A 24517-nucleotide genomic window follows, 5' to 3' on the forward strand; every position below is an offset into this window, starting at 1 on the left:
AATCACCTCATTAATTCAAAATGATAAGAGATTGCTGCCAGTACATACATGGCAGCCGTCTCTGTTCGCAAAATTCTTGGGCCGAGACCACAGGAAGTAAAACCGGCATCCTTCAGCCAATCCACTTCTTTGTCAGATAGTCCACCCTCTGGTCCGAATACAATCATGAAACGGTCATTCACGTTTGCCTCGTGGAGCGCTTGAACTAGCGCAGCAGACTCACCTGCTTTTGCTTCTTCTTCATAAGCGATCAATTTATGTTCATAGGACTTGCTAATTTCAATAAGTGATGTAATTGAATAAGGCTCCTCAATGGAAGGAATCGTTGTTCTATGTGATTGCTCAGCTGCTTCTTTCGCAATTTTCCTCAGCCTTTGAAGCTTTTTACTGCTTTTTTGCTGATCCCATTTTACAACAGACCGCTCTGCTTTAAAAGGTAAGAACGTATCCGCACCGAGCTCCGTACCTTTCTGTATAACCGTTTCGAGTTTGTCACCCTTTGGCATACCCTGCACGATTGTAACATGAACAGGCAGTTTCTTCTTCTCATCAAGCCATTGCTCTGGAACAGCTGATACCAGATCAGACTCAATCTCTATAATTCGGCAAAGAGCTGATCTTCCTTCTTCCGAACAACAAATAATATGGTCACCTGTTGTCATTCGCATTACTCTTGAGATGTGCTTAACATCTTCACCTTCAATTGTAACTTGATTCTCGGTCATTTTCGATTCAGGAATAAAGTATCGTTGCATTAGACTCTCCCTTTACTCGTGAGGCTTTCTTGCGATAAATGCAACCCAATCTTCCATTTGAAGCGTTTCTTCAATCACGAGACCTTGCTCGATAATTGATTGCTTTACTTCCTGCTTTTTCGCAGTAATTATCCCAGAAGTAATAAACGCACCACCTGGCTTTAGTACTCTAGCCACGTCATCTGTGAAACGAATGATAATTTCAGAGAGAAGATTAGCCACAACTACATCGTATTCTTCTTGAATATTATCGAGAAGATTGTTTTGGCTTACATGAATCTTACTATGCACCTTATTTAGTTTAGTATTTAATCTAGCACTCTTAACTGCTACTTCATCTAAGTCAAGCGCATCTACTGAATCTGCACCAAGGCTTGCTGCCGCAATACTTAGCACACCTGAACCTGTACCGACATCAATGACGCGTTGACCAGGTTGGATAATTTTCTCAAGTGCCTGAACACACAGAACGGTTGTAGGGTGTGTTCCTGTTCCAAAAGCCATTCCTGGATCAAGCTCAATAATGATTTCATCCGTTTTTACAGGTGAATACTCTTCCCAAGTTGGTGTAATCGTAATTCGTTCTGAAATTTTGACAGGTTTATAGTACTTCTTCCATGCTGTAGCCCATTCTTCTTCATTTACTTCACTTATTTGAACAGTGTTATGTCCTAAATCGATGTCATAAACGAGTAGTCCATTAATCGCTTCTTTGATTTGTTCAACCGTTTCACCAAGAAAACTATTTACTGGCATATACGCTTTCAAAATAACCCCTTCTTCAGGGTAATCATCTGGATTAAGCTGATAAACCTCTCCGAAAGTAGTATCCCAAGCTTTCACAAGATCCATAGGGTCTTCAATGACAACCCCACTGGCACCGGCTTCATGCAGGATATTTGATACTGCTTCAATCGCTTCATTCGTTGTATGAATGCTTATTTCAGACCATTTCATTATTGCCCACTCCTCTTTGGATCCTTTTTTCGGAAAGGAAACAGGCAGGCCATGTCGGCCTGCATTCTGTTACCAGCTTTCAGTTTTAATCACCTTTAAATGCTTTCTTCACTTTAGAGAAGAAATTCTCGTGCTGCTCGTCAGGCACCTGTCCGGAGATTTCACTAAATTCACGTAGCAAATCTTTTTGACGATCAGTTAAGTGTTTCGGTGTTATAACCTGTATCTTAACATGCTGATCTCCCTGGCCATATCCTCTAACGTTCTGAATTCCTTTTCCTTTAAGTCGGAAATTCGTTCCACTTTGCGTTCCAGCTGGAACTTTAAGCTTAACTTTACCATGCAGAGTCGGTACTTCGATCTCATCACCAAGACCTGCTTGAGAGAATGTAATTGGCATCTGACATAACACATCGTCACCACTTCGCTCATAGAAGTCATGAGACCTCACATAAACGACAACGAATAGATCCCCAGGAGGGCCACCATTAACTCCCGCTTCACCTTTACCAGTAATTCGGATTTGTTGACCTTCGTCAATACCAGCTGGGATTTTCACGTGAATCTTCTTCTTCACTTCAACCTTGCCTTTACCACGGCATGTTTTACATTTATCTTTAATGAGTTTACCTGTACCTTCGCAATGATGACAAACGCGACGGTTTACTACTCGACCAAATGGTGTATTCTGTTCAACATTTAGCTGACCAGCACCACCACAGTGTGAGCATGTTTCAGGTGAGGTTCCTGGCTTTGCACCAGAGCCATCACAAGTTGAACATTCCTCTTCTTTAGGAATGAAAATATCCGTTTCTTTTCCGAAAGCAGCTTCTTCAAATGTTAGTTCCATTGAATATTGCAGATCAGCACCCTGTCTCGGTGCATTCGGGTTTCTGCGACCGCCGCCGCCAAAGAACATATCAAAGATATCGCCAAAGCCGCCAAAGTCAGCACCGCCACCGCCAAAGCCTTGGTTTGGATCGGCATGGCCAAACTGATCATACTGAGCTCTTTTCTGAGAGTCACTTAGGACCTCATACGCCTCTGTCACTTCTTTAAACTTTTCGTCTGCACCCGGTTCCTGATTAATATCAGGATGGTATTGCTTGGCAAGCTTGCGATAAGCCTTTTTCATCTCGGCTTCCGAAGCATCCTTGCTTACGCCAAGTACTTCATAATAATCTCGTTTACTCATCGTATCCACTCCCGATTCTCTTCACATAACGTTTATCATATCATTGAGTTTATACGCTCTGCAATACTATATCGTTAGCACCAGTGAACGTTGAACAGCAAACAGTAGTAAAACGTGCCTTATCACCATTGTTCTTACGGTGTAAGCTTCCGTTTTTTCTTGTAAAGCATAAGAAAAGCTTAAGCGCCTTACTTCCTCCAATCAGGCTCAATATGAGCTTAACCAGTAAGGTGCTGAAGCTAGACATGACAGAATGTGATTATTTTGTAAAAGGTTGGTTCTTCAAAATGTTGTAATACAATGTAGATTTTTCATAGTTAAACAAACATTTCCTTAACTATGAAAAAAGTCAAAGCCAAGATACGCCTGACTTTGACTTTTTTCGTATCATATTCTTACTTTTTGTCGTCTTCGTTTACTTCTTCGTATTCAGCATCGACAACGTTGTCGTCAGCTTGCTCAGCGCCGCCTTCTTCGCCAGCTTGAGCCTGTTGAGCTTGAGCAGCTTGCTCATACATTTTAGTAGTTAGAGCTTGAACAACTTCTTGAAGTTCGTCTTTAGCTGTACGAATTTCTTCAATGTCATCATTCTCTAGGGCTGCTTTTACTTTATCTTTAGCTTCGTTAGCTTTATTCACTTCTTCTTCCTCTACTTGACCTTCAAGATCTTTTAGAGTTTTTTCAGTAGTGAATACGAGCTGATCAGCTTCGTTACGTGTTTCAACTTCTTCACGACGCTTCTTATCTTCTTCAGCGTTCGCTTCAGCGTCTTTCACCATGTTTTCAATCTCGTCATCAGAAAGACCGCTTGAAGACTTAATTGTAATAGATTGTTCCTTATTTGTACCAAGATCCTTCGCACGAACGTTCACGATACCGTTTTTGTCGATATCAAATGATACTTCGATTTGCGGAGTTCCTCGTGGAGCTGGAGGAATATCAGTCAGTTGGAAGCGACCAAGAGTCTTGTTATACTGAGCCATTTCACGCTCACCCTGAAGGACATGAATGTCCACTGAAGGTTGGTTATCTGCAGCAGTTGAGAAAGTCTGTGACTTACTAGTCGGGATTGTTGTATTACGCTCGATAAGCTTTGTAAATACGCCACCCATTGTTTCGATACCAAGAGAAAGTGGAGTTACGTCAAGAAGAACAACGTCTTTCACATCACCAGCAATTACACCTGCTTGAATTGCTGCACCAAGAGCAACAACTTCATCAGGGTTAACGCCTTTATGTGGATCTTGTCCAGTTTCTTTCTTAATGGCTTCTTGTACTGCAGGAATACGAGTAGAACCACCAACAAGAATAACTTTATCTAGTTCAGATGGAGACATTCCAGCATCTTTAAGAGCTTGGCGAGTAGGTGCCATTGTACGCTCTACAAGATTTGCAGAAAGCTCTTCAAACTTAGCACGAGTCAAGTTAAGCTCAAGGTGTTTAGGTCCTGAAGCATCTGCTGTGATAAATGGAAGAGAGATTTGCGTTTGTGCTACTCCTGAAAGATCTTTCTTCGCTTTTTCAGCAGCGTCTTTCAAACGTTGAAGTGCCATCTTATCTTGACCAAGATCAACACCTGTATCTTTCTTGAATTCAGCTACTAGGTGATCGATAATAACCTGGTCAAAATCGTCACCACCAAGGCGGTTGTCACCAGCAGTAGACTTAACTTCAAATACGCCTCCACCAAGTTCAAGGATCGATACGTCAAAAGTACCGCCACCAAGGTCAAATACTAGAATTGTTTGATCTTCATCTTCTTTATCAAGACCGTAAGCGAGTGCTGCAGCTGTCGGTTCGTTTACAATACGCTCTACTTCAAGACCAGCGATTTTACCAGCGTCTTTTGTAGCCTGACGCTCAGCATCGTTAAAGTAAGCAGGTACTGTAATAACTGCTTTCTCTACGCCTTCACCTAGGTAGTCTTCTGCATATGACTTCAATTTCTGAAGAATGATTGCTGAAATTTCTTGTGGTGAAAATGTTTTACCATTCACGTCTTCTTTATGGTCTGTACCCATATGACGCTTAATTGATTGAATCGTGTTTGGGTTCGTGATTGCTTGACGCTTTGCAACCTCACCCACTAGACGTTCTTCATCTTTAAAAGCAACAACCGATGGAGTTGTACGACTACCTTCCGGGTTAGGAATAACCGTCGCTTCTCCGCCTTCCATTACTGCAATACAAGAGTTTGTTGTACCAAGGTCAATACCGATAATTTTACTCATTGTTTTCTACCTCCAATTTCTTAATATGTAGTTACGAACTTACCTTCACCATTGCAGGTCGAAGGACACGATCATTTAATTGATAGCCTTTTTGCAAGACCTCAACAACCACATCTGAATCATGTTCATCTGACTCAACCTGCATAACAGCTTGATGAAGATGTGGATTGAAAGCTTCTCCTACAGTTCCAATTTCTTCAATTCCTTCATTTGCAAGTGCATCTTTCAATTGGCGGTACACCATTTCCATTCCAGTAAGCAATGACGTGACCTGCTCATTATCACTTTGAACAGCAAGTGCTCGTTCAAAGTTATCGATAGCAGGAAGCAGCTCTTCAGCAAGCTTCTGTGAACGGTACTTAGCGTCAGCACTACGTTCCTCGCGCGTTCTACGGCGGAAGTTGTCGTATTCTGCCTGTGTACGCATATATCTATTCTCAAGCTCTTCTACTTGCTTCTGCAAGTTCTCAAGCTCTTCATTTTCATTGGTTTCAGATACTTCAATAACTTCAGGTTCTTCATTCTCTTCAGCATCCTGCTCAAGATTATCGTTCTCTTCCGTTAGAAGTTCTTCTTCCTCTTGATGACTGTTTTGCTTTTCCACGAATTTCACCTCCCTATCGAAATATACCAAATCGTTCTCTCATAGAAAAGGATGGAAGAATTATTTCTCCCACCTTCTTCACTATTACCAATTTACCAGTGTTTGAAACTTTGGTATCGATCAGTAAGCGTTCTGGTTAGATCATTTGCTAGAAAACCAAGGATACCCATGGATCGTTGATATTCCATCCTAGTAGGCCCCAACAATGCAATTGAACCCATTCGCTTGCCTTCGATGAAATAGTCCGCGGTAACAATACTACAATTCTGCATTGCCTCAAGATCGTTCTCTTGGCCAATTTTAACCTCAATACCATTCTTCTCAGGTCGAAGTACATTGTACATGACTTCATCCTGTTCAAAAGTGTTTAATAAAAGCCTCACTTTATCAATGTCCTTAAATTCAGGTTGAGTTAAAATATTGGTCTTACCGCCATAATAGACTTTTTCTGCATTGGTATAGAGAAAAAGATTTTCAAGCATCGTATTAACTTCATTGTAATTCTCAATATGTTTCTTCAGTACAGTCGCCATTTCTTTCATCATTGTCGACTTTAAAGAAATTAATGGAACATCCTTCAATCGCTCATTCATGATATTAACAACTTTTTCAATATCAGACATGCTAACTGAAGGTGGAATTTTCATTGTGCGGTTCTCTACATGGCCACTGTCAGCTACCAGAATAACGACAGCCGTATCCTTCGAAAGAGGAATGATTTGAATCTGGCGAAGCTTTGTTTCAAATACTTCAGGGCCAAGAATAATCGACGTGTATTGCGTAAGTTCAGAAAGAATTCCTGCAGACTGCTGAATGACCTTCTCTACCTCAACCATTCTCTCTGCAAAAAGTGATTGGATGTTGTTCACTTCATACTTGGAGAGTACAGGTGGTGATAGAAGGTTATCTACATAGAAACGATAGCCTTTTTCCGATGGAACTCGACCTGATGAGCTATGTGTTTTCTCGATATACCCCATCTCTTCAAGATCCGCAAGTTCATTACGTATCGTTGCAGAGCTAAAGGTTACATCTTCGCGCTTCGAAATCGTTCGCGAACCAACTGGCTCAGCAGTTTGAATGTAGTCGTTAATCAACAATTGCAAAATGAATAGTTGACGTTCTGTTAACATCCCCTCATCACCTCTGTTAGCACTCTAAGTGATTGAGTGCTAAATCTAATAATAAGGTAACAGAAAATTATTTTGGTTGTCAATCTTTACGGTATAGTTCTTTAAACTTGTTATAAGATTGGTTTAGTGAGGAAGATCAATCTATTGCAAGAAATTCCTGAAAGACTTCATTCCCTAAGAAAAAGCCCTTTTCAGTTAGCGAAATGTGTGTTCCAGTATCTTGTAAAAGGTTTTTACTTGTTAAGTTCTCAATTTGTTTACCAAAAACACTAAACATCGGCTGACCAAATTTATCTTCAAACCTTTGCTTGGAGACGCCTTCTCTCATACGTAGCCCCATAAACATTTCTTCTTCCATCCGTTCTGCTTTCGTTAAAACATTGTCATCTATATAAGGAAAACCATTTTCGTCAATTCGATTCATATATTGCTTTAATGGCCCTGCATTCGCTCTTCTTACACCATCAATATAGCTATGCGCCCCTGCACCAATTCCATAATACTCATCGTTTTTCCAATACGTTATATTATGCTTACTTTCAAAACCCTCTTTTGCGAAATTACTAATTTCGTATTGAGAAAGTCCAGCTTCCTCTAGGCGACTTATGAGCAGTGCATACATATCAGCTTCTGCTTCTTCAGTAGGAAGCGGAAGCTCACCTTTTCTCCATTGATTATAGAAGACTGTTTTCTTTTCAACCTGAAGCGAATAAGACGATACATGTGTAATACCAAGTTCGAGTGCTTTTGTAATAGATTCTGAAAATTGATCAATCGTTTGATCAGGTAGTCCGAACATCAAATCAAGCGAAAGGTTTATAAAGCCTTCCTGCTGTGCCATTCGAACGATCTCACCGATTTCTTCTACGGAATGGCCTCTTCCTAAACGATTTAATAAAGAATCCTGGAACGCCTGGGCACCAATACTAAGTCGGTTCACACCGTAAGTTTTCATGATCCGTAGCTTCTCCGGAGTAACACTCCCTGGATTTGCTTCCATTGTAAATTCAAGTTCATTCGTAACATAAGGGCCAAAACGAGACTGGACATCTTTTAAAAACTTCTTAAGTTGCTCTTCACTCAATGCTGTCGGTGTTCCGCCCCCAACAAAAATCGTGTCAATTTTGTTTGTTGGAAAACGGTCTAGTGTGTTCTTCATTTCTACGTCCATATGTTCTAGGTAATCAATTACAGGCTGCCCCTGCATGAAAATTTTATTAAAATCACAATAGTGACAAATATAGTCACAGAAAGGAATGTGCAAATAAACAGCGTTTACCATTTCGATCACTGCTTTCTAACATAATGTAAAGACCGCAGAAACGCTCTGCGGTCTTCTAACCTACATCGTATATAAATCAAATTGCTTCTTCAACCAAAGCGCATTAATTATTCTTCGTATTATCCTGACGAAGTACAGCCATAAAGGCTTCTTGAGGAACTTCAACTTTCCCAACCGTCTTCATGCGCTTTTTACCCTCTTTTTGCTTTTCCAGAAGCTTTCTTTTACGAGAGATGTCTCCACCATAACACTTAGCAAGTACGTTTTTACGCATTGCTTTAATTGTTGAACGAGCAACAATTTTTTGCCCAATTGATGCCTGGATTGGCACCTCGAACTGCTGCCTTGGGATTAAATCTTTGAGCGTCTCGGTAATATCCTTACCTCGATCGTAAGCAAAATCTCTGTGCACGATAATAGAGAGCGCATCAATTTTCTCAGCGTTTAGTAAGATATCCATCTTCACTAGGTTCGATGCACGATAGCCGATCAACTCGTAATCAAATGATGCATAACCCTTCGTGCTCGACTTCAACTGATCAAAGAAATCATAGACAATTTCGGAAAGGGGAAGGTGATAAACAATATTCACACGACTCTCATCCATATATTGCATATCAATGAAATCTCCACGTTTCCCCTGGCAAAGTTCCATAATAGCTCCCACATAGTCGTTCGGCGCCATAATAGTCGCTTTCACATAAGGTTCTTGAACCTCTGTAATAGATTGAGCATCTGGCATCATTGCTGGGTTATCGATGATTACTTCTTCTCCGTCTGTTAGCTTTACTTGGTAAATAACACTTGGAGCGGTTGTAATTAGATCGATATTAAATTCACGTTCAATTCTTTCTTGAACGATTTCCATATGAAGCAAACCAAGGAATCCACAGCGGAAACCAAATCCGAGGGCTTGTGACGTTTCTGCTTCATATTGAAGCGATGAATCATTTAACTCGAGTCGTTCAAGTGCCTCGCGTAGGTCATTATACTGAGCTGAATCGACTGGATATAGACCACAATAAACCATCGGATTCATACGACGATAACCAGGAAGCGGTTTGTCCGCAGGATTCTTAACGGATGTGATCGTATCTCCCACTCGGGAATCTCCTACATTTTTAATTGCAGCAGTTAGGAAACCAACATCGCCTACTGAAAGATAATCTTTAGAGACTGGCTTAGGATTAAAGACACCAAGTTCGTTTACTTCGAATTCCTTTCCAGTAGCCATCATACGAATTCTATCACCGACTTTTACTGTTCCTTCAGTAATTCGGATATATGCTACAACGCCTCTGTAAGGATCATACAAAGAGTCGAAGATCAGCGCCTGTAAAGATCCCTCAGGATCTCCTTGTGGAGCAGGTACTTTTTCTACGACTTGTTCAAGAATTTCTTCAATCCCAATCCCAGACTTTGCAGAAGCCAATACAGCCTCAGATGCATCGAGTCCAATAACATCTTCTACTTCCTGACGAACGCGTTCTGGTTCGGCACTTGGTAAATCAATTTTATTGATAACAGGCAAGATCTCTAAATCATTATCAAGAGCGAGATACACGTTCGCTAGTGTCTGTGCTTCAATTCCCTGTGCAGCATCAACAATAAGTAATGCCCCTTCACAGGCTGCAAGACTTCTTGATACTTCATAAGAAAAATCGACGTGTCCAGGTGTATCGATTAAATGAAAGATGTACTCTTCGCCATCTTTCGCTTTATAAGTAAGCTGAACAGAATTCAGTTTAATCGTAATTCCTCTTTCACGTTCAAGATCCATCGCATCAAGCGTTTGGTCTTTCATTTCACGGTCAGTCAACGCGCCCGTCCGTTCTAAAATACGGTCGGCAAGAGTCGATTTTCCATGATCAATATGAGCAATGATGGAAAAATTTCGAATCTTTGACTGTCTTTTTAACATTTCTTCACGGTTCATCTACAATCACTCCTAAGGCGAAACTACGCTAGTATAGATTATAGCAATACCACTGTCGAGATTCAATCCGCAATCCGCCTATCTATTCAGTCACTTGAAAGAATAATGATTTAATTTTTAAAAGTATGATGGAAAAAAACACAAGAAAAGGCCGCGTAAGCGACCTTTTAAGATTGAAAAAATGACAAGAATGTTGTTACAAGAGTAAAAACAAACGACAAAATAGCTTGTATGACAGTGGATATCCATTTACTTAGTGTAGCACCTAATTCGCCAAGTACATTAAATTCATTCGCATGATTAAGGGTTTCTTGCTTCTTTTTAAGATCATCTTGCTTAATAGACGTTCCAAGAATTTCAGCTTCAACGCCAGTAGAAGCATTTTTCACCTGAAATGCACCTGTATTCTCGCTAGCCTGCATGTGATTCATATTTTTAGAGGCCTGTTCCATACCGAGAAGCACGCCAAATAATAACAATGAAACGAGGAGAAAGCATTTAAGAAAAAACGATGCCATTACCCCCTACCCCTTCCTAAACCAAAGCTTGTCCTACTCCTATAACTATGTTTTCAAACTTTACTTATGACTTAATGTGTATACATTCCGCTGTTTTGCTGATCAACTTCACCGTGAAGAGCACTATTTAGTCCACCTGACAAAACATTTGCCATATCTTCAATAAATACATCGACTTCCTTCGGCGTTACCATTAAATTATGGCCCATCGGAGCAAGTACTTCTCGAATTAGATTGCGCTTCTCTGCATCTTCAAGCGTTCCTACCATACCTAAAAACGTCTGACGTTTTTCCTCATTTGGCAAATCTTCTTCCGTATACGTTTTTCGCTCACCGAAAGTCATCCCTGCTGGAGAAAGTGATTTTGAAGGTTTGTCCTTTTCTTTTAACTCTCTTCCAAAATGTTTTAAAATAAAATCAATTGTATCGCTAGTAATCGAAACAGCATCCACAACAGTAGGTATGCCAATTGCTATGACTGGAATTCCAAGCGTGTCAAAGCTTAGTTCCTTTCGCTTATTACCGACACCTGACCCAGGATGAATACCTGTATCAGAAATTTGGATAGTTGTATTTACTCGCTCAATTGATCTTGAAGCAAGAGCATCAACCGCAACAACAAAATCTGGTTTCGCTTTTTCGATAACGCCATGAATAATATCGCTTGTTTCAATACCTGTAATCCCCATTACACCGGGAGTAATAGCACTAACCGGCCGAAAACCTTCCGAAACGGTTTCGGGTTGAAGTTCAAACAAATGATTCGTAATAAGTAAATTAGAAACGACTAATGGTCCTAATGAATCTGGTGTTACGTTCCAATTCCCAAGCCCCACTATTAAGCAACTTGCATCTTTTGTAATGCCTTGCTGATTGAGGAACGCCGCAAACTCATGAGCGAAAACATCTTGAACAGTTTGCTGTAGTGCTGAATCCTTTCTACGGATACCTTGCACTTCGAATGTTAAGTAATTCCCTGCTTTCTTTCCAATCTCTTCTGCCCCTTGCTCAGTAACTTCAACGGTTGTAATCTTCACTCCTTGCTCATCTCTTTCTTTAACAATGACACCTTTAAGCGAATCAGGTTTCTCTTCCTTCATACTCTTCGCTTTCTTTTCCTTCACCATTTCCTGCGCTTCCACCGCAAGATCTGTTCTTACCTGATATTTTTCTAAATCTATGTGGCCCATAAGATCACCTCGTATTCTATCTGTTACCTGTTAGGGTAACCTCGAAATCAGGATTTCATTCTCTATTGCATTCCCTTGGGTTATTTGATAGAATGTTTCTTGTTCTATGCACGGATATGACATGGAATTGTTAAGCCTTGCAAGGAGGTGAAAGGTATGCCAAATATTAAATCTGCGGTTAAACGCGTTAGAACTTCATCAGATCGTCGCGCTAACAACATCGCTTTCAAATCTGAAATGCGTTCTGCAATCAAGACTTTTGAAGCGAAAGTAGAAGCTAAAGACGTTGAAGCTGCGAAAACAGCTCTTAGCCAAGCTTCTAAGCGCATCGACAAAGCTGCTGATAAAGGAATCATTCATAAAAACACAGTAGCACGTAAAAAATCTCGTCTAACTAAAATGTACAACGAGATTTCTGCGTAATTCCTTAAAACAATTAAAAGCTGTTGGGGCAACCCAACAGCTTTTTTATTTGTTTTTAATTTTTGTTAGCAACAATTCAAGAATAAGCTTTTTATCCATTTTACCTGTTTTCATTTCATAATCAGATTCTGCAATTTGGTCTAAAATAAACGTAAGCTTATCTTCGTCGAAACTTTTACTTTGCTGCTGTGCAATTTTGACTGCATATGGATGAAGCTTAAGAGTTGATGCCATTTGTTTTTGACCGTATCCTCGTTTAGAAAGCTCACTAACTTGATAAATAATCCTAAACTGTCTACCGATTAAAGATAATATTTTTATCGGCTCCTCGTTAATTTTAAGAAGATCATAAAGAATTCGAAAGGCTCTATTGAGGTCTTTTTTTACAATACGATCAATAAGAGCAAAAATATCGTTCTCAAGCGTTCTCGCTACTAGAAGATCAACGACCTCCTCATTAACGACACCGCCCTCACCAACATAAAGTGCCATTTTATCAATTTCTTGCTGTAGTAGTAGCAAGTGACTTCCAGTTAACTGAACGAGACGCTCTTCCCCTTCTTTTTCAAGAGTAACATGAAGTTCGTCAGCGCGTTTTCTTAGCCAGTCGCCTAAGTGACTTTCTTGAAGTGCTTCCGCTTTTACAAACGCTCCTGCTTTTTTAATTGTCTTCACTAATTTTTTTCGTTCATCCAATTTTTCATAAGGCGCTTCAATAATGAGAATGGTAAAAGGAGACGGGTCCTCTGCATAACGTTGAAGCGATTCAAGGTCATGTTCGACTTTACTTTTATCCTTAGCCGCTGTTAAAAATAATGGATTTTTTAGGATAATGACTCTCTTCTCACCAAGAAATGGCATCGTTTCCGCATCTTCAACAGCTGATTGAACTGGCGTCTCATTTAAATCATAATAAGCAAGGCCAAATTCCCTTTCCTCTTCAGGAAGTGCTTTTTCAACGATCAATTTTTGAAGCTCATCAATAAGAAAAGCTTCCGTCCCCGTTATGAGGTAAAGGGGATCAAGCTTGTCCTGTTTAATTTTCTTTTTTAAGTCTGAAATGGACATCTATGTACACCTCGTTTTTTTTCGTCCATTCCTATCCTAATGGCAGAGCGCTTGGTTGGCAAGTAGAAAAGGGAAGCTGACTGCTATAATCAGCCTCCCATTTATAGTAAACGCTGCTGAATGGGTCCTAGGACTCCCGCCCAACAACGATGATCGGTGTGTAGTAGATAGGATATCCTATGCAAAGATAAAGTATGGGTGACAACTCTTTACAGGAAAGGGAGCGGATTCAATGAATAAATTCTATTTTCAAACTTAATCAGTTCGTGGAAATAAAGACACCGCTAACAAAACATGTTACAATATGGTTTGAAATGCACCTTTATAGGAAATCCCCTACATAAAGACTACTCGAGTAGTTGAAAGTAAATACTAACGGGGAAGCAGGAGGGAAAGCCAAATGAACGAGTTTGAAAAAGATGTTCAGATGAAGTCAAATGATGCTGTTCAATCAGCTGTTGGTTTCGTTGTTCCATTTCTATTCTTTTCCATCATTTTCTTCACAGCTGTAATTATTAAAGCACTTGGCTAAATAGACTGCCCACAGGCAGTCTATTTTCTATTTAAGCATTGTGATCCATTTGCCATTACGATTTGTTATAAACTTGTAGGTTATTGTTCCACTTTGATCAGTTCTAACCGTTCCAATGCCAAACTTCTTTAATCGTTCAATTACATCACCGTTTGGATGCCCATATCGATTGTCAACCCCAGCCGAAATAATAGCGATTGATGGATTTAATTTCTTTAAAAAGGCCTCTGAACTCGATGTTGAACTTCCATGATGTCCCACCTTTAAGATGTCGATTTCTGGTAGCAATTCACTTGTAAGGAGTAATCGCTCCCCAGGCTCTTCAAGATCGCCTGTAAAAAGCCATTTATACCCTCCTATCACTGCAAACAATACAACACTTCCATTGTTTTCTTCCCCTTCTTCAAGCGCCTGAAGAATTGAGAAAGAAGCCTTTCCTTTCCTCCATGACTGCCCTGTAAGAGCTTGTGAAACCTTTGTCCCTTTTCTGTGAGCCGTTTCAATAAGATTATTTTCGATGTCTGTTTGAACAGGACTATGATCGATTATCATTCGCTTAACGTTGAGCTGATCTAGAACAGCAGCTGCACCTCCTGCATGATCATAATCTCCATGAGTTAAAATCAGCAGATCAATTGCGCGAATACCTCTTGATTTTAAATAAGGCACAACGATATCCTCACCAACATCAAATGATGAACTCTTCTGTTGCCACTCTTCCTTTTCACCATATGAGGGCTTGCCACCAGTATCAATTAATATGACTTGTTGTTGGTATGGTAACGTTATTACAATACAGTCCCCCTGTCCTACATCAAGAAATGTCACTTCTCCATATGGGTTAATATAAGGTAGAACATATAGCGTTGCAGAGAATAGCAACCAGATTACTATTCCATTTCTCACCTTTCCGACTTCCCATTGAAGAAGGACTAAAAGACAAATAAAAGTCGCAACCAACAATTCCACTTCCGAGAGTTTCCCGAATATAACCGTGTAATGAAGGTTCGTTGCCCATATAAAAACGTGGTGAAAAAATTCAACAAATGGGGATAATACATTGGATAACAAATCAAAAAGAAACATAATATGAAAAGTTCGAATGAAAGTTAGAATAAGAAGCATAGGAAGAATAATAACCGACACAATTGGTACGTAGATAAGATTTAGAGGAAGACTTAGCAGAGAAATTTCATGAAAATGATAAATAACAACTGGAAAAGACACGATTTGAGCCAAGCTTGAGAGTGCAAGCAACTGTGTAAATGGCGTTTTGTAACGTTTCAGCAACCGGCTTGATGATACGATTAGTGCAAATGCAATAAGAAAAGAAAGTTGAAAACCGATATGAAATGCATAAAATGGATTAACAGCAAGAATCGCAATACATGCTGATGAAATGCCGTCGAGCGGATTGATCTTCATTCGCAAACGCATGCTCAGAACAACACCCATGGCCATGAGGGAAGCCCTTATCACTGAAGGCGCAAAGCCCGTCACCCCCATATAGACAGGATAGAAAAACAGAAGAATAACATAAACTCGTTCCCTCGTAATACCAATACGAATGAGGAACCAGAACAACAGCCCTCCAGTCACTCCTACATGTAAACCTGAGACAGCGAGCACATGGCTTAAGCCAAGATCTTGGTATGCACTCTCAAGGTCATTCGTCAAAAGACTTCTGTCACCTATAAGAAGTGACGATGCTATACCTTGGAGCTCAACAGGATAATCATTTTTAATAGCAGAAAGCATTTGTTGTCGAAACTGTTGAATCGACATCATCATGGATGTAGCAACATGCCGACATGTGGGTTTCTTATTAAGTGTATAGATCCAGTGAATTTCTTTGTAGTAGAGGAACTGTTTATAATCAAAGAGAGAGGGTACGCGGAGCTGTGAGGGGGATTCAAGTGCACCTGAAAGATGGCACGTTAAGCCAACCTGTAACTGCTGCATTTCTAGTTTTTCGTCTTCCGAAGAGATGTAATAGTTAACCTGGAGTTTCTCTTCATTCGTTTTTATTTCAAATGACAATTGATTTCCGTTAACAGCTGGTATAGTGGAAATTACACCTATTAGTTGATTTTCCCCTTCAACTAATACAGTCTGGTTGGCTTGATCAATGACAAACATATAAGTGAAAAACAATAAAAAAGTAGCAACCGCAAAGGCCGAAAGTCGTTGATCTTTCTTTAAGAACCAAGCAATTAGAACAATTTCAAGGAAAATAGCGTGGAAAGTCTCTACACTCGCCACGCCGATTAATGCAGAAACTGCTAAAACCCAGAGCCGTCCTTTCATTACATCTTGCTATACAGTTTTGAAGCTTTTTCATATAACGGCCTTACCTCTGCTGCATCCAAACCTGAATCAGCAAGCTTTTCCAATAAATCTGCCGTTAAATTCAGCTTTTCTTGACTGTTAGTGTCCAGAATCATTTCTTCTAGTTCCACCTGACGAACAGTAACGCCCGCATCTTCAAAAAGCTCTATTGCATATGGATGATTTTTGTAATCAGCGGCATAAATGACTGTTTTAATACCCGCTTGAATGATTGCCTTACAACAGTTTAGGCAGGGAAAATGGGTAACATAAATTTCTGCGCCTGTTGTTTGGACGCCAAATTTAGCACACTGGATAATAGCATTCATTTCTGCATGAATGGTCCGGACACAATGATTATCAATCACATAACATCCTTCATCAATGCAATGCACACCTCCGGAAACAGAACCGTTATATCCTCCGGCAATCATCCGCTTATCTCTCACAATTGTTGCTCCTACAGTCAAACGTGTACATGTACTTCTAAGTGCGAGCAAATGGCTTTGAGCCATAAAGTATTGATCCCAAGAAATTCGATCCATTGATTTCCCCCCAATGTTTTATCTTCTTTTAGTTTGATTGAAACGTGTCTCCACGTCAATCTCTCACTGAATACTAATTAAATCCTTTAATTTCTCAAAGGTTTTCTCACCAATACCGCTTATGTTTTGTAATTCTTCAATTGCTTTAAAAGCTCCATTCTCCTCACGGTATTGAATAATCGCTTCAGCCTTTGATGGTCCAATCCCAGGAAGTTCCTGTAGTTCATTAAGATCTGCTGTATTAATTGATATGAGTTCTGTACCTTCTGATAAATTCCCCATTTGAGGCATCGTGCTAACCTCACCAACAACTGGGACGTAAATTACCATTTCATCAGCTACTTTTCCTGCTAGATTTAGCTGGGATTGATCGGCATCTTGAACAAACCCCCCTGCTCTCGTAATAACATCCTTTACACGGCTCACACTCTTCATTTCATAAACGCCAGGTTGAACCACTGCTCCTTTTACATCTACCATAATTAATTCAGGTTCTTTAGCTGTCTCTTCTTGGTTAGCAAGATCATCACTCTCCACGTTATTGCTGTAATCTTGCATGCTAAATAGTATCTCTTCTTTCGCTGCTTTCGTCGATTCAAAATGATAAAATAACCAAGCACCAAGACCTACTACGACTATGGCTAATAGAATTTTCTCTCGGACCGTAAAACTTTGAATATACTTCAATCTTTAGTCATTCCTTTCGAATGTTACTCAGAGATAAACATATAATGTGACTTTCTTACATATGTTTTAGGAGAAATGAGTATGGAAGGAGGGGAAGACGATTGAAAATCGGTGTAATTGGTACCGGCAATATGGGGACGGTTCTTATTTCTTCCTTTATTGACTCATGGGCCGTAAAACCTTCCCATCTCAGTATTGTAAATCGAACAATTGAAAAGGCGACGAATTTGAAGAATCAATACCCGGCTCTCTATGTTGCAATAAATGCAGAAGAAGTCGTAAGTAGATCTGATATTATTTTCATTTGTGTAAAACCTCATGAATATTTTCCGCTTCTTAAAAAGATACGTCCCGGATTGAAACAAAAGCAATTGATTGTTTCAATTACTAGTCCAATAAAAGTGAGTGAACTCGAAACGTTTGTTCCATGTGACGTTGCAAGAGCTATACCAAGCATTACAAATCGAGCGTTGAGTGGTCCCTCGTTAGTTACTTTCAGCAGCCAATGTTCAGAATCAAATAAAGAACGATTACTTTATTTAATGTCACACATTTCAACGCCAATTGAAACAAATGAAGAAGTAACCAGAGTCTCATCCGACATCGCAAGCTGCGGTCCTGCATTTCTAAGCTACCTCATTCAACAATTCATAGAAGGAGCCGTAGCGGAAACAGAGCTATCTGCTGAACAAGCGTCCGTTCTTGCTACGGAAATGCTTATTGGTATGGGTAAACTTCTTGAAAAGGATTATTTTTCTCTAGAAACACTACAAAAGAAAGTAACTGTTAAAGGTGGGGTAACAGGAGAAGGTTTGAAAGTATTAGAACAAGAAACCGGAGAAATGTTTCACCATTTGATACAGAGAACTCATAAGAAATTTGAAGAAGATAGAAGAGGAATTAAGTTGCAATTTAAAGAGGAATCGAAGCAGAACTAGGAGCCATTTAAATGAGTTCGTCAGATAATAGTAAAAACCTTCAAGAAAATAGTAAAAACCTTCAAGAAAATAGTAAAAAGGTTGATTTCATATGAAATCAACCTTTTTGTGGTTTAATCGCTCTAAAAAATATTCTCTCTGAATCTTCTGTTGGTGATTGTTCTGTGAAATCTGCTTTAATGGAAATTATCTCGAAACCGACTTCAGTCAACCACGTTTTATAGTCAGCGATTTGAAAGGTTCGTTGGAGATGTAGTTCATCAAAGCGTTCATATAATCCTTCTTCATTTTCTAAAAAGAAGCTTAGCTCATGCTCAACCGAGCCTTGTTCTTCTCCCGCAAAACTATTCCATATATATGAAATTTCTTCTTCATTGCTAGCAAAAGTTTGTCCAATAAACTCTTTGATTTTATGAAGAGAATGAACATCAAATAAAAGAATACCTTGTGGTTTCAAGTGATCATAAACACGACGAAGAACCTCTTTAACGCCGTCAATATCCGTAATATAATTCAATGAATCACAAAAGATTGTAATCACGTCATACATTTCGCCTGTTTCAAGCTCACGCATATCTTGATGAAGGAATTTAAGAGACAACTTCTTTTGCATTGCTTTATCTTGTGCTACAGAGAGCATATGTTCAGAAAGGTCAACTGCCGTGACGTTAAAACCAGACTCAGCAAGGCGAAGCGAACATTCTCCCGTTCCTGATCCTAAATCAAGAACATTCCCAGAAGACATTTCATTCTTAACAAGCTGGGCCCAATCATTATAGGGAGCGTGCTCCATTAGGCGATCGTAAACATAAGAAAAACGTTCATATGAGTGCATGTTAAGCTAGGATCTCATCCAGCGATAAATGTGGTGCATCGCCCCATAGTTTTTCAAGGTTATAATAATTTCTCTCATCCTTATGGAAAATATGCACAATGACAGATCCAAGATCAACGAGAACCCATCTCGCTTGATCAAATCCTTCAAGGCGCTTTACATCCATTCCATTCTCAAGAGCCTGATCTTTCACTTCCTTGGCAATTGCTTGAACCTGTTTCTCGGAGTTACCGTGACAAATTAAGAAGTAGTCTGCTATTAATGAGACACCATTCATGTTTAATGCAACGATATCTTCTGCACGTTTATCATCAGCTGCCTTCGCAGCAAGTGTAATCATTTGTTTTTCATTCATGTTGTTTCCTCCATTTCTTCTCAGGAGTTATGTGCTTTTACAATGCTGTTATAGGTATAGAACGTCGCCGGATAAACAGGCTGATTCTTTTTCATTAGGAACTGCACAGTATTCCTGAGAGACAACGCAATCGCTTTATCGAGATCTTGTTGAACCATTTCTCTAACTTCTTCAACTCCTGGGAATGCTCGTCCAGGCTCTATATAGTCAGCAATAAAGACACATTTCTCCATCAAGGTCATATTAGGACGACCAGAGGTATGGTATTTAATTGCACCAAGTATTTCTTCATCTGTTATTCCGATTTCGCATTTTACGAGATAAGCCCCAACTGGAGCGTGCCAGAGTTCTGAAGAATACTCAAGTAAATCTTCAGGCATAGATTGTTCAACAATTATTCTTCTCATTTCATCTTTAGGACGAAACTTCGCATAATCATGAAAAATCGCAGCTAGCTCTGTTTTTTCAATATTTGCACCGTATTTTTCAGCAAGTTCAACTGCGGTGTCTGTAACACCTACCGTATGAACATATCGATGCTCAGTTAAGTGAGGTTTTACTAGTTCTAAGGCCTTAGCTCGATTCATATAATCCCTTCTCTTCAATAAAGATTCGGACAGATTCTGGAAGTAAATATCGACCACTTTTACCAAAATACAAATCTTTCCTGATTTCGCTAGAAGACAAATCGATTTGAGGAACATCAATTAATGAGACCTCGTACTGTTCTTTGTCCGGATTATAACCAGGACGATTGACACCAATAAATGATATCATCTTGGATAATTCATCTATTCGATGCCAATTTGGAAGATCCTCAATCATATCTCCACCTATAATAAAATAAAAATCGATATTTGGATAATTAGCTTTTAGGATTTCAATTGTATCGATTGTGAAGGACCGTCCATTTCGTTCAAATTCTATTAAGGAGATCTTAAAATTTGGGTTACCTTCTATCGCTCGCTGAACCATCTCCACTCGGTGGTGATTCTCTGTAATATCACTACCATTTTTATGTGGGGGACGGTGGCTAGGCATAAACCAAACTTCATCAAGCTCACACGTCTCTAACACTCCTTGAGCAAGTGCCAAGTGCCCCAAATGGGGCGGATCAAATGTTCCACCAAGTAGACCGACCTTCATTCTTTGTTGAGCAGTCATTATGGAAGTATAATTTCTTTATTCTCTTCTGATTCTTTGTACAGAACAATCATATTACCGATAATTTGAACAAGCTCTGCACCCGTTTCACTCGATAATTGTTTACCCACTGTGTTACGGTCTTCATCACAATTTTGAAGAATGCTCACCTTAATAAGCTCTCTCGCTTCAAGTGCTTCCTCAATTTGCTTTGTCATATTCTCATTAACGCCGCCCTTACCTACTTGAAAAATAGGATTAAGACGATTAGCTTTTGCTCGTAAAAAACGTTTTTGTTTACCTGTTAACATTTATTTATGTCCTCCTAACTCTTTTAAAACCGTTCTTCTCATTCGTTGTCGATTTGGTGCGACTTCAGTCCACTTTTCAAAGGCAAGTGCCCCTTGCTCGACAAACATTGAAACTCCATTATCTACAACGGCGCCTCTTTCTTTACCCTCTTTCATCCACTGTGTCTCAAGTGGATTATAAATTAAGTCACTAAGCACAGTACCTGCTTTCAATTGATCCAACTTTAGAGGAATATGATTTAAATAGGGACTCATCCCAATGGATGTTGTATTAATGACAATATCGAAGTTACTCAGTGTTGTTTCTGCTTCAGAAAGAGATGTCGCAACCGTTCTAGCGTATTTATTGCACACGCTACTTAATTCTTCTGCTTTTTCTATGGTTCGATTCGCGATCGTTAATGAGGCAACACCCGAGCGACAAATCGAAACCGCTACTGCTCTCGCAGCACCACCAGCACCAATCACAAGAATTCTCTTTTCTTGGAGGCTTTTCTCACCAGTTACTGAAAGAAGGGACATTAAATAACCTCTTCCGTCAGTATTCGTTCCTATAAGTTTACCACCGCTTTTAAATACAGTATTTACAGCGCCAATCTCAAGAGCTTCTTGTTCAACTTCATCTAGTAAAGGCATAATGGCAACTTTATGTGGAATGGTAACATTGAACCCCTGAACGTCAAGTATTTTCATTGCTTCCACACCATCCTCAAGCTGTTCTGGCGAGAGATCGAAAGCCTGATAATGATGGGAGAGCCCAAGTTCTCTGAATTCACAGTTATGCATAACCGGTGACATTGAATGACCTACAGGATGACCAAGCAGTCCGTATAGTTTCCCCATTACCAAAAGCCTCCTAGATTAGCGATTTACGTATTGATACTCCAACACCCTCAGGTGCATACGCTTTTACAGTAGTCCCTTTACCTGATACTGTTACCCAGCCTAAACCAGAAAATACGATATCCATCTTCTCTTCTTTGATTCTGAGTTCATGGCTAACAAGCTTTGGAAGCTCCTTTTTGGATTGCTCTCCAGGTGGATAAAGAAGTTCACCAAGGTGCTCGGCATAAAGATCATCTGCTTTATCCATCTTTGTACGATGAATGTAGAGATCATTAGAAACATGACAAATAAAGGACTGACGTCCACCTTCTACAAAATCAAGGCGAGAAAGTCCTCCAAAGAACAGCGACTGCCCTTCATTCAACTGGAATACTTTTGGCTTAATTTCTTTTTTAGGGCTAATAATCTTTAATTCTTCAGCATCTACAAAATGAGCCATCTGATGATGATTAATAATACCAGGGGTATCATAGAGCGTATGACCATCATCAAGTGGGATATCAATTAAATCAAGCGTTGTCCCAGGAAACTGACTAGTTGTAATCATTTGTTCCTCGTCTCCGCCAAACTCCTGTATTAAACGATTGACGAATGTAGATTTTCCGACGTTTGTACATCCGATGATATACACATCTCTGCCATCTCTCATGCGATCAATTTCTGCCGCAACATCCATAACTCCATCGCCTTTAGACGCACTCATTAGCATAACATCAGCAGGTTTTAAGCCGTTCTCTTTAGAACTTGATTGCATCCACTTAATTAACTTAGACTGATTAACAGACTTAGGAAGGAGATCAACTTTATTCCCTACGAGCAAGACAGGGTTATTGCCTGCAAACCGCTGAATGCCAGGAAGCCAACTACCATTAAAATCAAAGATATCTACGATTTTAACAACAAGTGCGTCAGTCTGGCTAATTTCATTTAGGATCTTCAAGAAATCATCATCTGTTAGTGCTACGTCCTGTATTTCATTATAATGCTTTAAGCGAAAACAGCGCTGGCAGATGATTACATCTCTTTTGAGAGCAGATGGTGGAGCATAACCAAGTGCGTTTTTGTCTTCTGTTTGAATATGCACGCCACATCCAGCGCAAATAATTTGTTCGTTGTTCAAACCTATTCCTCCCAATTTATCTTCCCTTTACGTTTCATCCATGCTAAGAAAACACTTTCCATTCTGCGATTGAACCTCGTAAAGAAACCATCCGTACTTGCTACAGGTACAACAAGAATTGTATGAAGGCCCATACGATTCCCCCCAACAACATCAGTAAAGATTTGGTCCCCGATAACAACAGCGTCGTTAGCCTCTATCTTCATATCCTTTAGGGCTTTTCGGAAAGCTTTGGTCATTGGCTTTCGAGCTTCATATATAAAAGGCACCTCTACAGGCGAAGCAAACTTTTCGACTCTTGTCCTATTGTTATTCGAAACAATTGTAACAAGAATGCCCTCATTACGCATTTGCTTAAACCATTTTGTAAGTTCTGGCGTTGCATCAGCTCTATCCCACTCAACAAGTGTATTATCAAGATCAGTAATAATCCCTTTTACTCCACGATCTTTGAGCATCTTAGGACTAATTTGAAAAATGTCTTGAACATGTTCGTTAGGTAAAAAAGTATTTAACAACTATCAACACTCCTACTATTTGTGACATACCTATTGTATCAATATTTTTCACACGTACAACAATTAACTTCTGTACGTTGCAGAAGAAAAAATCTAAATAATATCAAAATTTTTCGACAAATTCTGATGTTCGCCCAAATTGTGGATAACATTATGCACATTTGTAGACTATAAATTCATTACTAATAATTTAGATATAAACAGTTTACCCACAAATTATCCACCTTTAACTGTGGATAACGGAACGGTTGTTCTTGCTTTATATCCGTGGTAAGCTAACTGCAAATAAAAGATCCACATACACAATATGCGGAATAGACGGAAACTAGAACCTTATTTAGGAGGTGCTTAATCTTGGAGAAGTTATCAGATGACTTATTGATTGAATCCTTTTATAAAGCAAAGGAACTTAAGCTTAGCAATGACTTTATTGGATTAATTCTAAGAGAAATTGAAAGACGAAGCCTTGATAAGCAAGTTCCTCTCATCGGGATTTAATTTTGCCAGCCTTGATCTTTTAAAGGTTGGTTTTTTGTTTCAATCTTTAATTAAAATAGCTTCCCCACTGATTTTGCCACTCTTCACCAGTAACGTCTTCCATATTCTTCATTTTCTTCGCCTTACGATAATCAACTGGCTCTGTTAATAAAACAGCAGCTATCTTTTCTTCATCTAATTTTTTGCGATACTCGGAAAGTATCTCATCCAATTGTCTTCTTTCATATGCAAAAGGTTTTAATACAACAACAGCCTGGTTATTATGTGTTAAAACAATAACATCCTTAATAGCACCTTCATTTTGCATTTTATTTTTTATATGGTTAAGTGCAGAAATAGATTTGTCTTCTTTCAAGATGGCTGTGCCAATTGGTTCTACATCAATTGCTCTGAAGTATTCTCTAGGGGCATATGGAGATTTATCTTCACTTGTATAAATCGATTGGCAGGCAGTAAGAAGAACCATACCTGTAAAAAGTATAGAAATGGATTTTATCATGTGCATACTCCTTTCGCAAATAGAATCGGCGTTGATTGGTAAACTTATACGGGTAAGTTTCTTTTACAAA

General features: G+C 39.4%; 27 protein-coding genes. 4 read left to right on the forward strand and 23 right to left on the reverse strand.

What is annotated here, in order from left to right; genetic code table 11:
- Positions 1-2: 2 nt before the first annotated feature.
- From FBF83_RS13115 to gpr, 10 genes are all read right to left on the reverse strand, one after another.
- Entirely contained in the window at positions 3-755 is a 753-nt protein-coding gene (locus FBF83_RS13115; protein ID WP_136947594.1) for a 16S rRNA (uracil(1498)-N(3))-methyltransferase, read from the reverse strand.
- 12 nt (positions 756-767) lie between these two features.
- Positions 768-1712 (reverse strand): 50S ribosomal protein L11 methyltransferase, encoded by a 945-nt coding sequence (gene prmA, locus FBF83_RS13120; protein WP_136947595.1) that lies wholly within the window; start codon positions 1710-1712, stop codon positions 768-770.
- An 85-nt stretch (positions 1713-1797) separates the two neighbouring features.
- Positions 1798-2907: a molecular chaperone DnaJ gene (gene dnaJ / locus FBF83_RS13125; RefSeq protein ID WP_136947596.1), complete on the reverse strand. Its 1110-nt coding sequence runs from the start codon at positions 2905-2907 to the stop codon at positions 1798-1800.
- A gap of 395 nt (positions 2908-3302) precedes the next feature.
- Positions 3303-5138: a molecular chaperone DnaK gene (gene dnaK, locus FBF83_RS13130; RefSeq protein ID WP_136947597.1), complete on the reverse strand. Its 1836-nt coding sequence runs from the start codon at positions 5136-5138 to the stop codon at positions 3303-3305.
- 31 nt (positions 5139-5169) lie between these two features.
- On the reverse strand, positions 5170-5742 hold the full coding sequence (grpE, locus tag FBF83_RS13135) for a nucleotide exchange factor GrpE (protein ID WP_136947598.1): 573 nt from the start codon (positions 5740-5742) through the stop codon (positions 5170-5172).
- A gap of 92 nt (positions 5743-5834) precedes the next feature.
- Positions 5835-6875, reverse strand: a complete 1041-nt coding sequence (gene hrcA / locus FBF83_RS13140; protein WP_136947599.1) for a heat-inducible transcriptional repressor HrcA — start codon at positions 6873-6875, stop codon at positions 5835-5837.
- A 136-nt stretch (positions 6876-7011) separates the two neighbouring features.
- Positions 7012-8157 carry a radical SAM family heme chaperone HemW gene (hemW, locus tag FBF83_RS13145; RefSeq protein WP_136947600.1) on the reverse strand — a complete coding sequence of 382 codons (1146 nt, stop codon included), beginning with the start codon at positions 8155-8157 and terminating at the stop codon, positions 7012-7014.
- Between the two features lie 103 nt (positions 8158-8260).
- A complete protein-coding gene (gene lepA / locus FBF83_RS13150; protein WP_136947601.1) occupies positions 8261-10093 on the reverse strand; it encodes a translation elongation factor 4 in 1833 nt (610 codons plus the stop codon).
- Between the two features lie 167 nt (positions 10094-10260).
- The gene (locus tag FBF83_RS13155; RefSeq protein ID WP_136947602.1) at positions 10261-10611 is read right to left on the reverse strand and encodes a DUF3679 domain-containing protein; all 351 of its coding nucleotides are present in this window, start codon (positions 10609-10611) and stop codon (positions 10261-10263) included.
- A 71-nt stretch (positions 10612-10682) separates the two neighbouring features.
- Entirely contained in the window at positions 10683-11801 is a 1119-nt protein-coding gene (gene gpr, locus FBF83_RS13160; protein WP_136947603.1) for a GPR endopeptidase, read from the reverse strand.
- A gap of 156 nt (positions 11802-11957) precedes the next feature.
- Here gpr and rpsT point away from each other — a divergent pair, with 156 nt between their 5' ends.
- On the forward strand, positions 11958-12224 hold the full coding sequence (gene rpsT, locus FBF83_RS13165) for a 30S ribosomal protein S20 (protein ID WP_048312761.1): 267 nt from the start codon (positions 11958-11960) through the stop codon (positions 12222-12224).
- Positions 12225-12269: 45 nt separating this feature from the next.
- On the opposite strand, the gene holA is transcribed toward rpsT, so the two are convergent.
- Positions 12270-13292: a DNA polymerase III subunit delta gene (gene holA, locus FBF83_RS13170; RefSeq protein ID WP_136947604.1), complete on the reverse strand. Its 1023-nt coding sequence runs from the start codon at positions 13290-13292 to the stop codon at positions 12270-12272.
- 400 nt (positions 13293-13692) lie between these two features.
- On the opposite strand from holA, the gene FBF83_RS13175 reads away from it, so the two are divergent.
- Positions 13693-13824 carry a YqzM family protein gene (locus FBF83_RS13175; protein WP_136947605.1) on the forward strand — a complete coding sequence of 44 codons (132 nt, stop codon included), beginning with the start codon at positions 13693-13695 and terminating at the stop codon, positions 13822-13824.
- A gap of 27 nt (positions 13825-13851) precedes the next feature.
- Here FBF83_RS13175 and FBF83_RS13180 read toward each other — a convergent pair whose 3' ends face one another.
- From FBF83_RS13180 to FBF83_RS13190, 3 genes are all read right to left on the reverse strand, one after another.
- Positions 13852-16131: a DNA internalization-related competence protein ComEC/Rec2 gene (locus FBF83_RS13180; protein WP_136947606.1), complete on the reverse strand. Its 2280-nt coding sequence runs from the start codon at positions 16129-16131 to the stop codon at positions 13852-13854.
- Complete coding sequence (locus tag FBF83_RS13185) at positions 16131-16697, reverse strand: ComE operon protein 2 (RefSeq protein ID WP_136947607.1); 567 nt, start codon at positions 16695-16697, stop codon at positions 16131-16133. Before FBF83_RS13185 ends, FBF83_RS13180 begins: the two co-directional genes overlap by 1 nt.
- Positions 16698-16760: 63 nt before the next feature.
- Positions 16761-17384, reverse strand: coding sequence for a helix-hairpin-helix domain-containing protein (locus tag FBF83_RS13190; RefSeq protein WP_240688092.1), 624 nt, complete (start codon positions 17382-17384; stop codon positions 16761-16763).
- A gap of 101 nt (positions 17385-17485) precedes the next feature.
- On the opposite strand from FBF83_RS13190, the gene comER reads away from it, so the two are divergent.
- Complete coding sequence (comER, locus tag FBF83_RS13195; RefSeq protein WP_136947608.1) at positions 17486-18322, forward strand: late competence protein ComER; 837 nt, start codon at positions 17486-17488, stop codon at positions 18320-18322.
- 97 nt (positions 18323-18419) lie between these two features.
- Here the strand turns inward: comER and FBF83_RS13200 are convergent, their stop codons facing one another.
- From FBF83_RS13200 to FBF83_RS13235, 8 genes are read right to left on the reverse strand one after another with little or no spacing between them, the layout of a single operon-like run.
- Positions 18420-19157, reverse strand: a complete 738-nt coding sequence (locus FBF83_RS13200; RefSeq protein WP_136947609.1) for a class I SAM-dependent DNA methyltransferase — start codon at positions 19155-19157, stop codon at positions 18420-18422.
- Between the two features lies 1 nt (position 19158).
- Positions 19159-19512: a ribosome silencing factor gene (rsfS, locus tag FBF83_RS13205; protein ID WP_136947610.1), complete on the reverse strand. Its 354-nt coding sequence runs from the start codon at positions 19510-19512 to the stop codon at positions 19159-19161.
- A gap of 20 nt (positions 19513-19532) precedes the next feature.
- Positions 19533-20099 carry a bis(5'-nucleosyl)-tetraphosphatase (symmetrical) YqeK gene (yqeK, locus tag FBF83_RS13210; protein ID WP_136947611.1) on the reverse strand — a complete coding sequence of 189 codons (567 nt, stop codon included), beginning with the start codon at positions 20097-20099 and terminating at the stop codon, positions 19533-19535.
- Positions 20086-20676, reverse strand: coding sequence for a nicotinate-nucleotide adenylyltransferase (locus tag FBF83_RS13215; protein ID WP_240688093.1), 591 nt, complete (start codon positions 20674-20676; stop codon positions 20086-20088). The genes yqeK and FBF83_RS13215 overlap by 14 nt, the downstream gene beginning before the upstream one ends.
- Complete coding sequence (gene yhbY, locus FBF83_RS13220; protein ID WP_136947612.1) at positions 20676-20966, reverse strand: ribosome assembly RNA-binding protein YhbY; 291 nt, start codon at positions 20964-20966, stop codon at positions 20676-20678. Before yhbY ends, FBF83_RS13215 begins: the two co-directional genes overlap by 1 nt.
- The gene (gene aroE, locus FBF83_RS13225; RefSeq protein WP_136947613.1) at positions 20967-21809 is read right to left on the reverse strand and encodes a shikimate dehydrogenase; all 843 of its coding nucleotides are present in this window, start codon (positions 21807-21809) and stop codon (positions 20967-20969) included.
- Between the two features lie 13 nt (positions 21810-21822).
- On the reverse strand, positions 21823-22932 hold the full coding sequence (gene yqeH / locus FBF83_RS13230; RefSeq protein ID WP_136947614.1) for a ribosome biogenesis GTPase YqeH: 1110 nt from the start codon (positions 22930-22932) through the stop codon (positions 21823-21825).
- A gap of 2 nt (positions 22933-22934) precedes the next feature.
- Positions 22935-23450: a YqeG family HAD IIIA-type phosphatase gene (locus tag FBF83_RS13235; protein WP_136947615.1), complete on the reverse strand. Its 516-nt coding sequence runs from the start codon at positions 23448-23450 to the stop codon at positions 22935-22937.
- Positions 23451-23804: 354 nt separating this feature from the next.
- On the opposite strand from FBF83_RS13235, the gene FBF83_RS13240 reads away from it, so the two are divergent.
- Positions 23805-23948 (forward strand): sporulation histidine kinase inhibitor Sda, encoded by a 144-nt coding sequence (locus tag FBF83_RS13240; RefSeq protein WP_136947616.1) that lies wholly within the window; start codon positions 23805-23807, stop codon positions 23946-23948.
- 46 nt (positions 23949-23994) lie between these two features.
- Here FBF83_RS13240 and FBF83_RS13245 read toward each other — a convergent pair whose 3' ends face one another.
- Positions 23995-24447 (reverse strand): hypothetical protein, encoded by a 453-nt coding sequence (locus tag FBF83_RS13245; protein ID WP_136947617.1) that lies wholly within the window; start codon positions 24445-24447, stop codon positions 23995-23997.
- Between the last annotated feature and the right edge of the window lie 70 nt (positions 24448-24517).

Origin of the sequence: Guptibacillus hwajinpoensis (assembly GCF_005144865.1) — a bacterium.
GTDB lineage: Bacteria > Bacillota > Bacilli > Bacillales > Guptibacillaceae > Guptibacillus > Guptibacillus hwajinpoensis_A.

Coding starts and splice junctions, on each gene's coding strand:
- FBF83_RS13115 (WP_136947594.1), bottom strand. CDS start 755: ATGCAACGATACTTTATTCCTGAATCGAAAATGACCGAGAATCAAGTT.
- prmA (WP_136947595.1), bottom strand. CDS start 1,712: ATGAAATGGTCTGAAATAAGCATTCATACAACGAATGAAGCGATTGAA.
- dnaJ (WP_136947596.1), bottom strand. CDS start 2,907: ATGAGTAAACGAGATTATTATGAAGTACTTGGCGTAAGCAAGGATGCT.
- dnaK (WP_136947597.1), bottom strand. CDS start 5,138: ATGAGTAAAATTATCGGTATTGACCTTGGTACAACAAACTCTTGTATT.
- hrcA (WP_136947599.1), bottom strand. CDS start 6,875: ATGTTAACAGAACGTCAACTATTCATTTTGCAATTGTTGATTAACGAC.
- hemW (WP_136947600.1), bottom strand. CDS start 8,157: ATGGTAAACGCTGTTTATTTGCACATTCCTTTCTGTGACTATATTTGT.
- lepA (WP_136947601.1), bottom strand. CDS start 10,093: ATGAACCGTGAAGAAATGTTAAAAAGACAGTCAAAGATTCGAAATTTT.
- FBF83_RS13155 (WP_136947602.1), bottom strand. CDS start 10,611: ATGGCATCGTTTTTTCTTAAATGCTTTCTCCTCGTTTCATTGTTATTA.
- gpr (WP_136947603.1), bottom strand. CDS start 11,801: ATGGGCCACATAGATTTAGAAAAATATCAGGTAAGAACAGATCTTGCG.
- rpsT (WP_048312761.1), top strand. CDS start 11,958: ATGCCAAATATTAAATCTGCGGTTAAACGCGTTAGAACTTCATCAGAT.
- holA (WP_136947604.1), bottom strand. CDS start 13,292: ATGTCCATTTCAGACTTAAAAAAGAAAATTAAACAGGACAAGCTTGAT.
- FBF83_RS13175 (WP_136947605.1), top strand. CDS start 13,693: ATGAACGAGTTTGAAAAAGATGTTCAGATGAAGTCAAATGATGCTGTT.
- FBF83_RS13180 (WP_136947606.1), bottom strand. CDS start 16,131: ATGAAAGGACGGCTCTGGGTTTTAGCAGTTTCTGCATTAATCGGCGTG.
- FBF83_RS13185 (WP_136947607.1), bottom strand. CDS start 16,697: ATGGATCGAATTTCTTGGGATCAATACTTTATGGCTCAAAGCCATTTG.
- FBF83_RS13200 (WP_136947609.1), bottom strand. CDS start 19,157: ATGCACTCATATGAACGTTTTTCTTATGTTTACGATCGCCTAATGGAG.
- rsfS (WP_136947610.1), bottom strand. CDS start 19,512: ATGAATGAAAAACAAATGATTACACTTGCTGCGAAGGCAGCTGATGAT.
- yqeK (WP_136947611.1), bottom strand. CDS start 20,099: ATGAATCGAGCTAAGGCCTTAGAACTAGTAAAACCTCACTTAACTGAG.
- FBF83_RS13215 (WP_240688093.1), bottom strand. CDS start 20,676: ATGACTGCTCAACAAAGAATGAAGGTCGGTCTACTTGGTGGAACATTT.
- yhbY (WP_136947612.1), bottom strand. CDS start 20,966: ATGTTAACAGGTAAACAAAAACGTTTTTTACGAGCAAAAGCTAATCGT.
- aroE (WP_136947613.1), bottom strand. CDS start 21,809: ATGGGGAAACTATACGGACTGCTTGGTCATCCTGTAGGTCATTCAATG.
- FBF83_RS13245 (WP_136947617.1), bottom strand. CDS start 24,447: ATGATAAAATCCATTTCTATACTTTTTACAGGTATGGTTCTTCTTACT.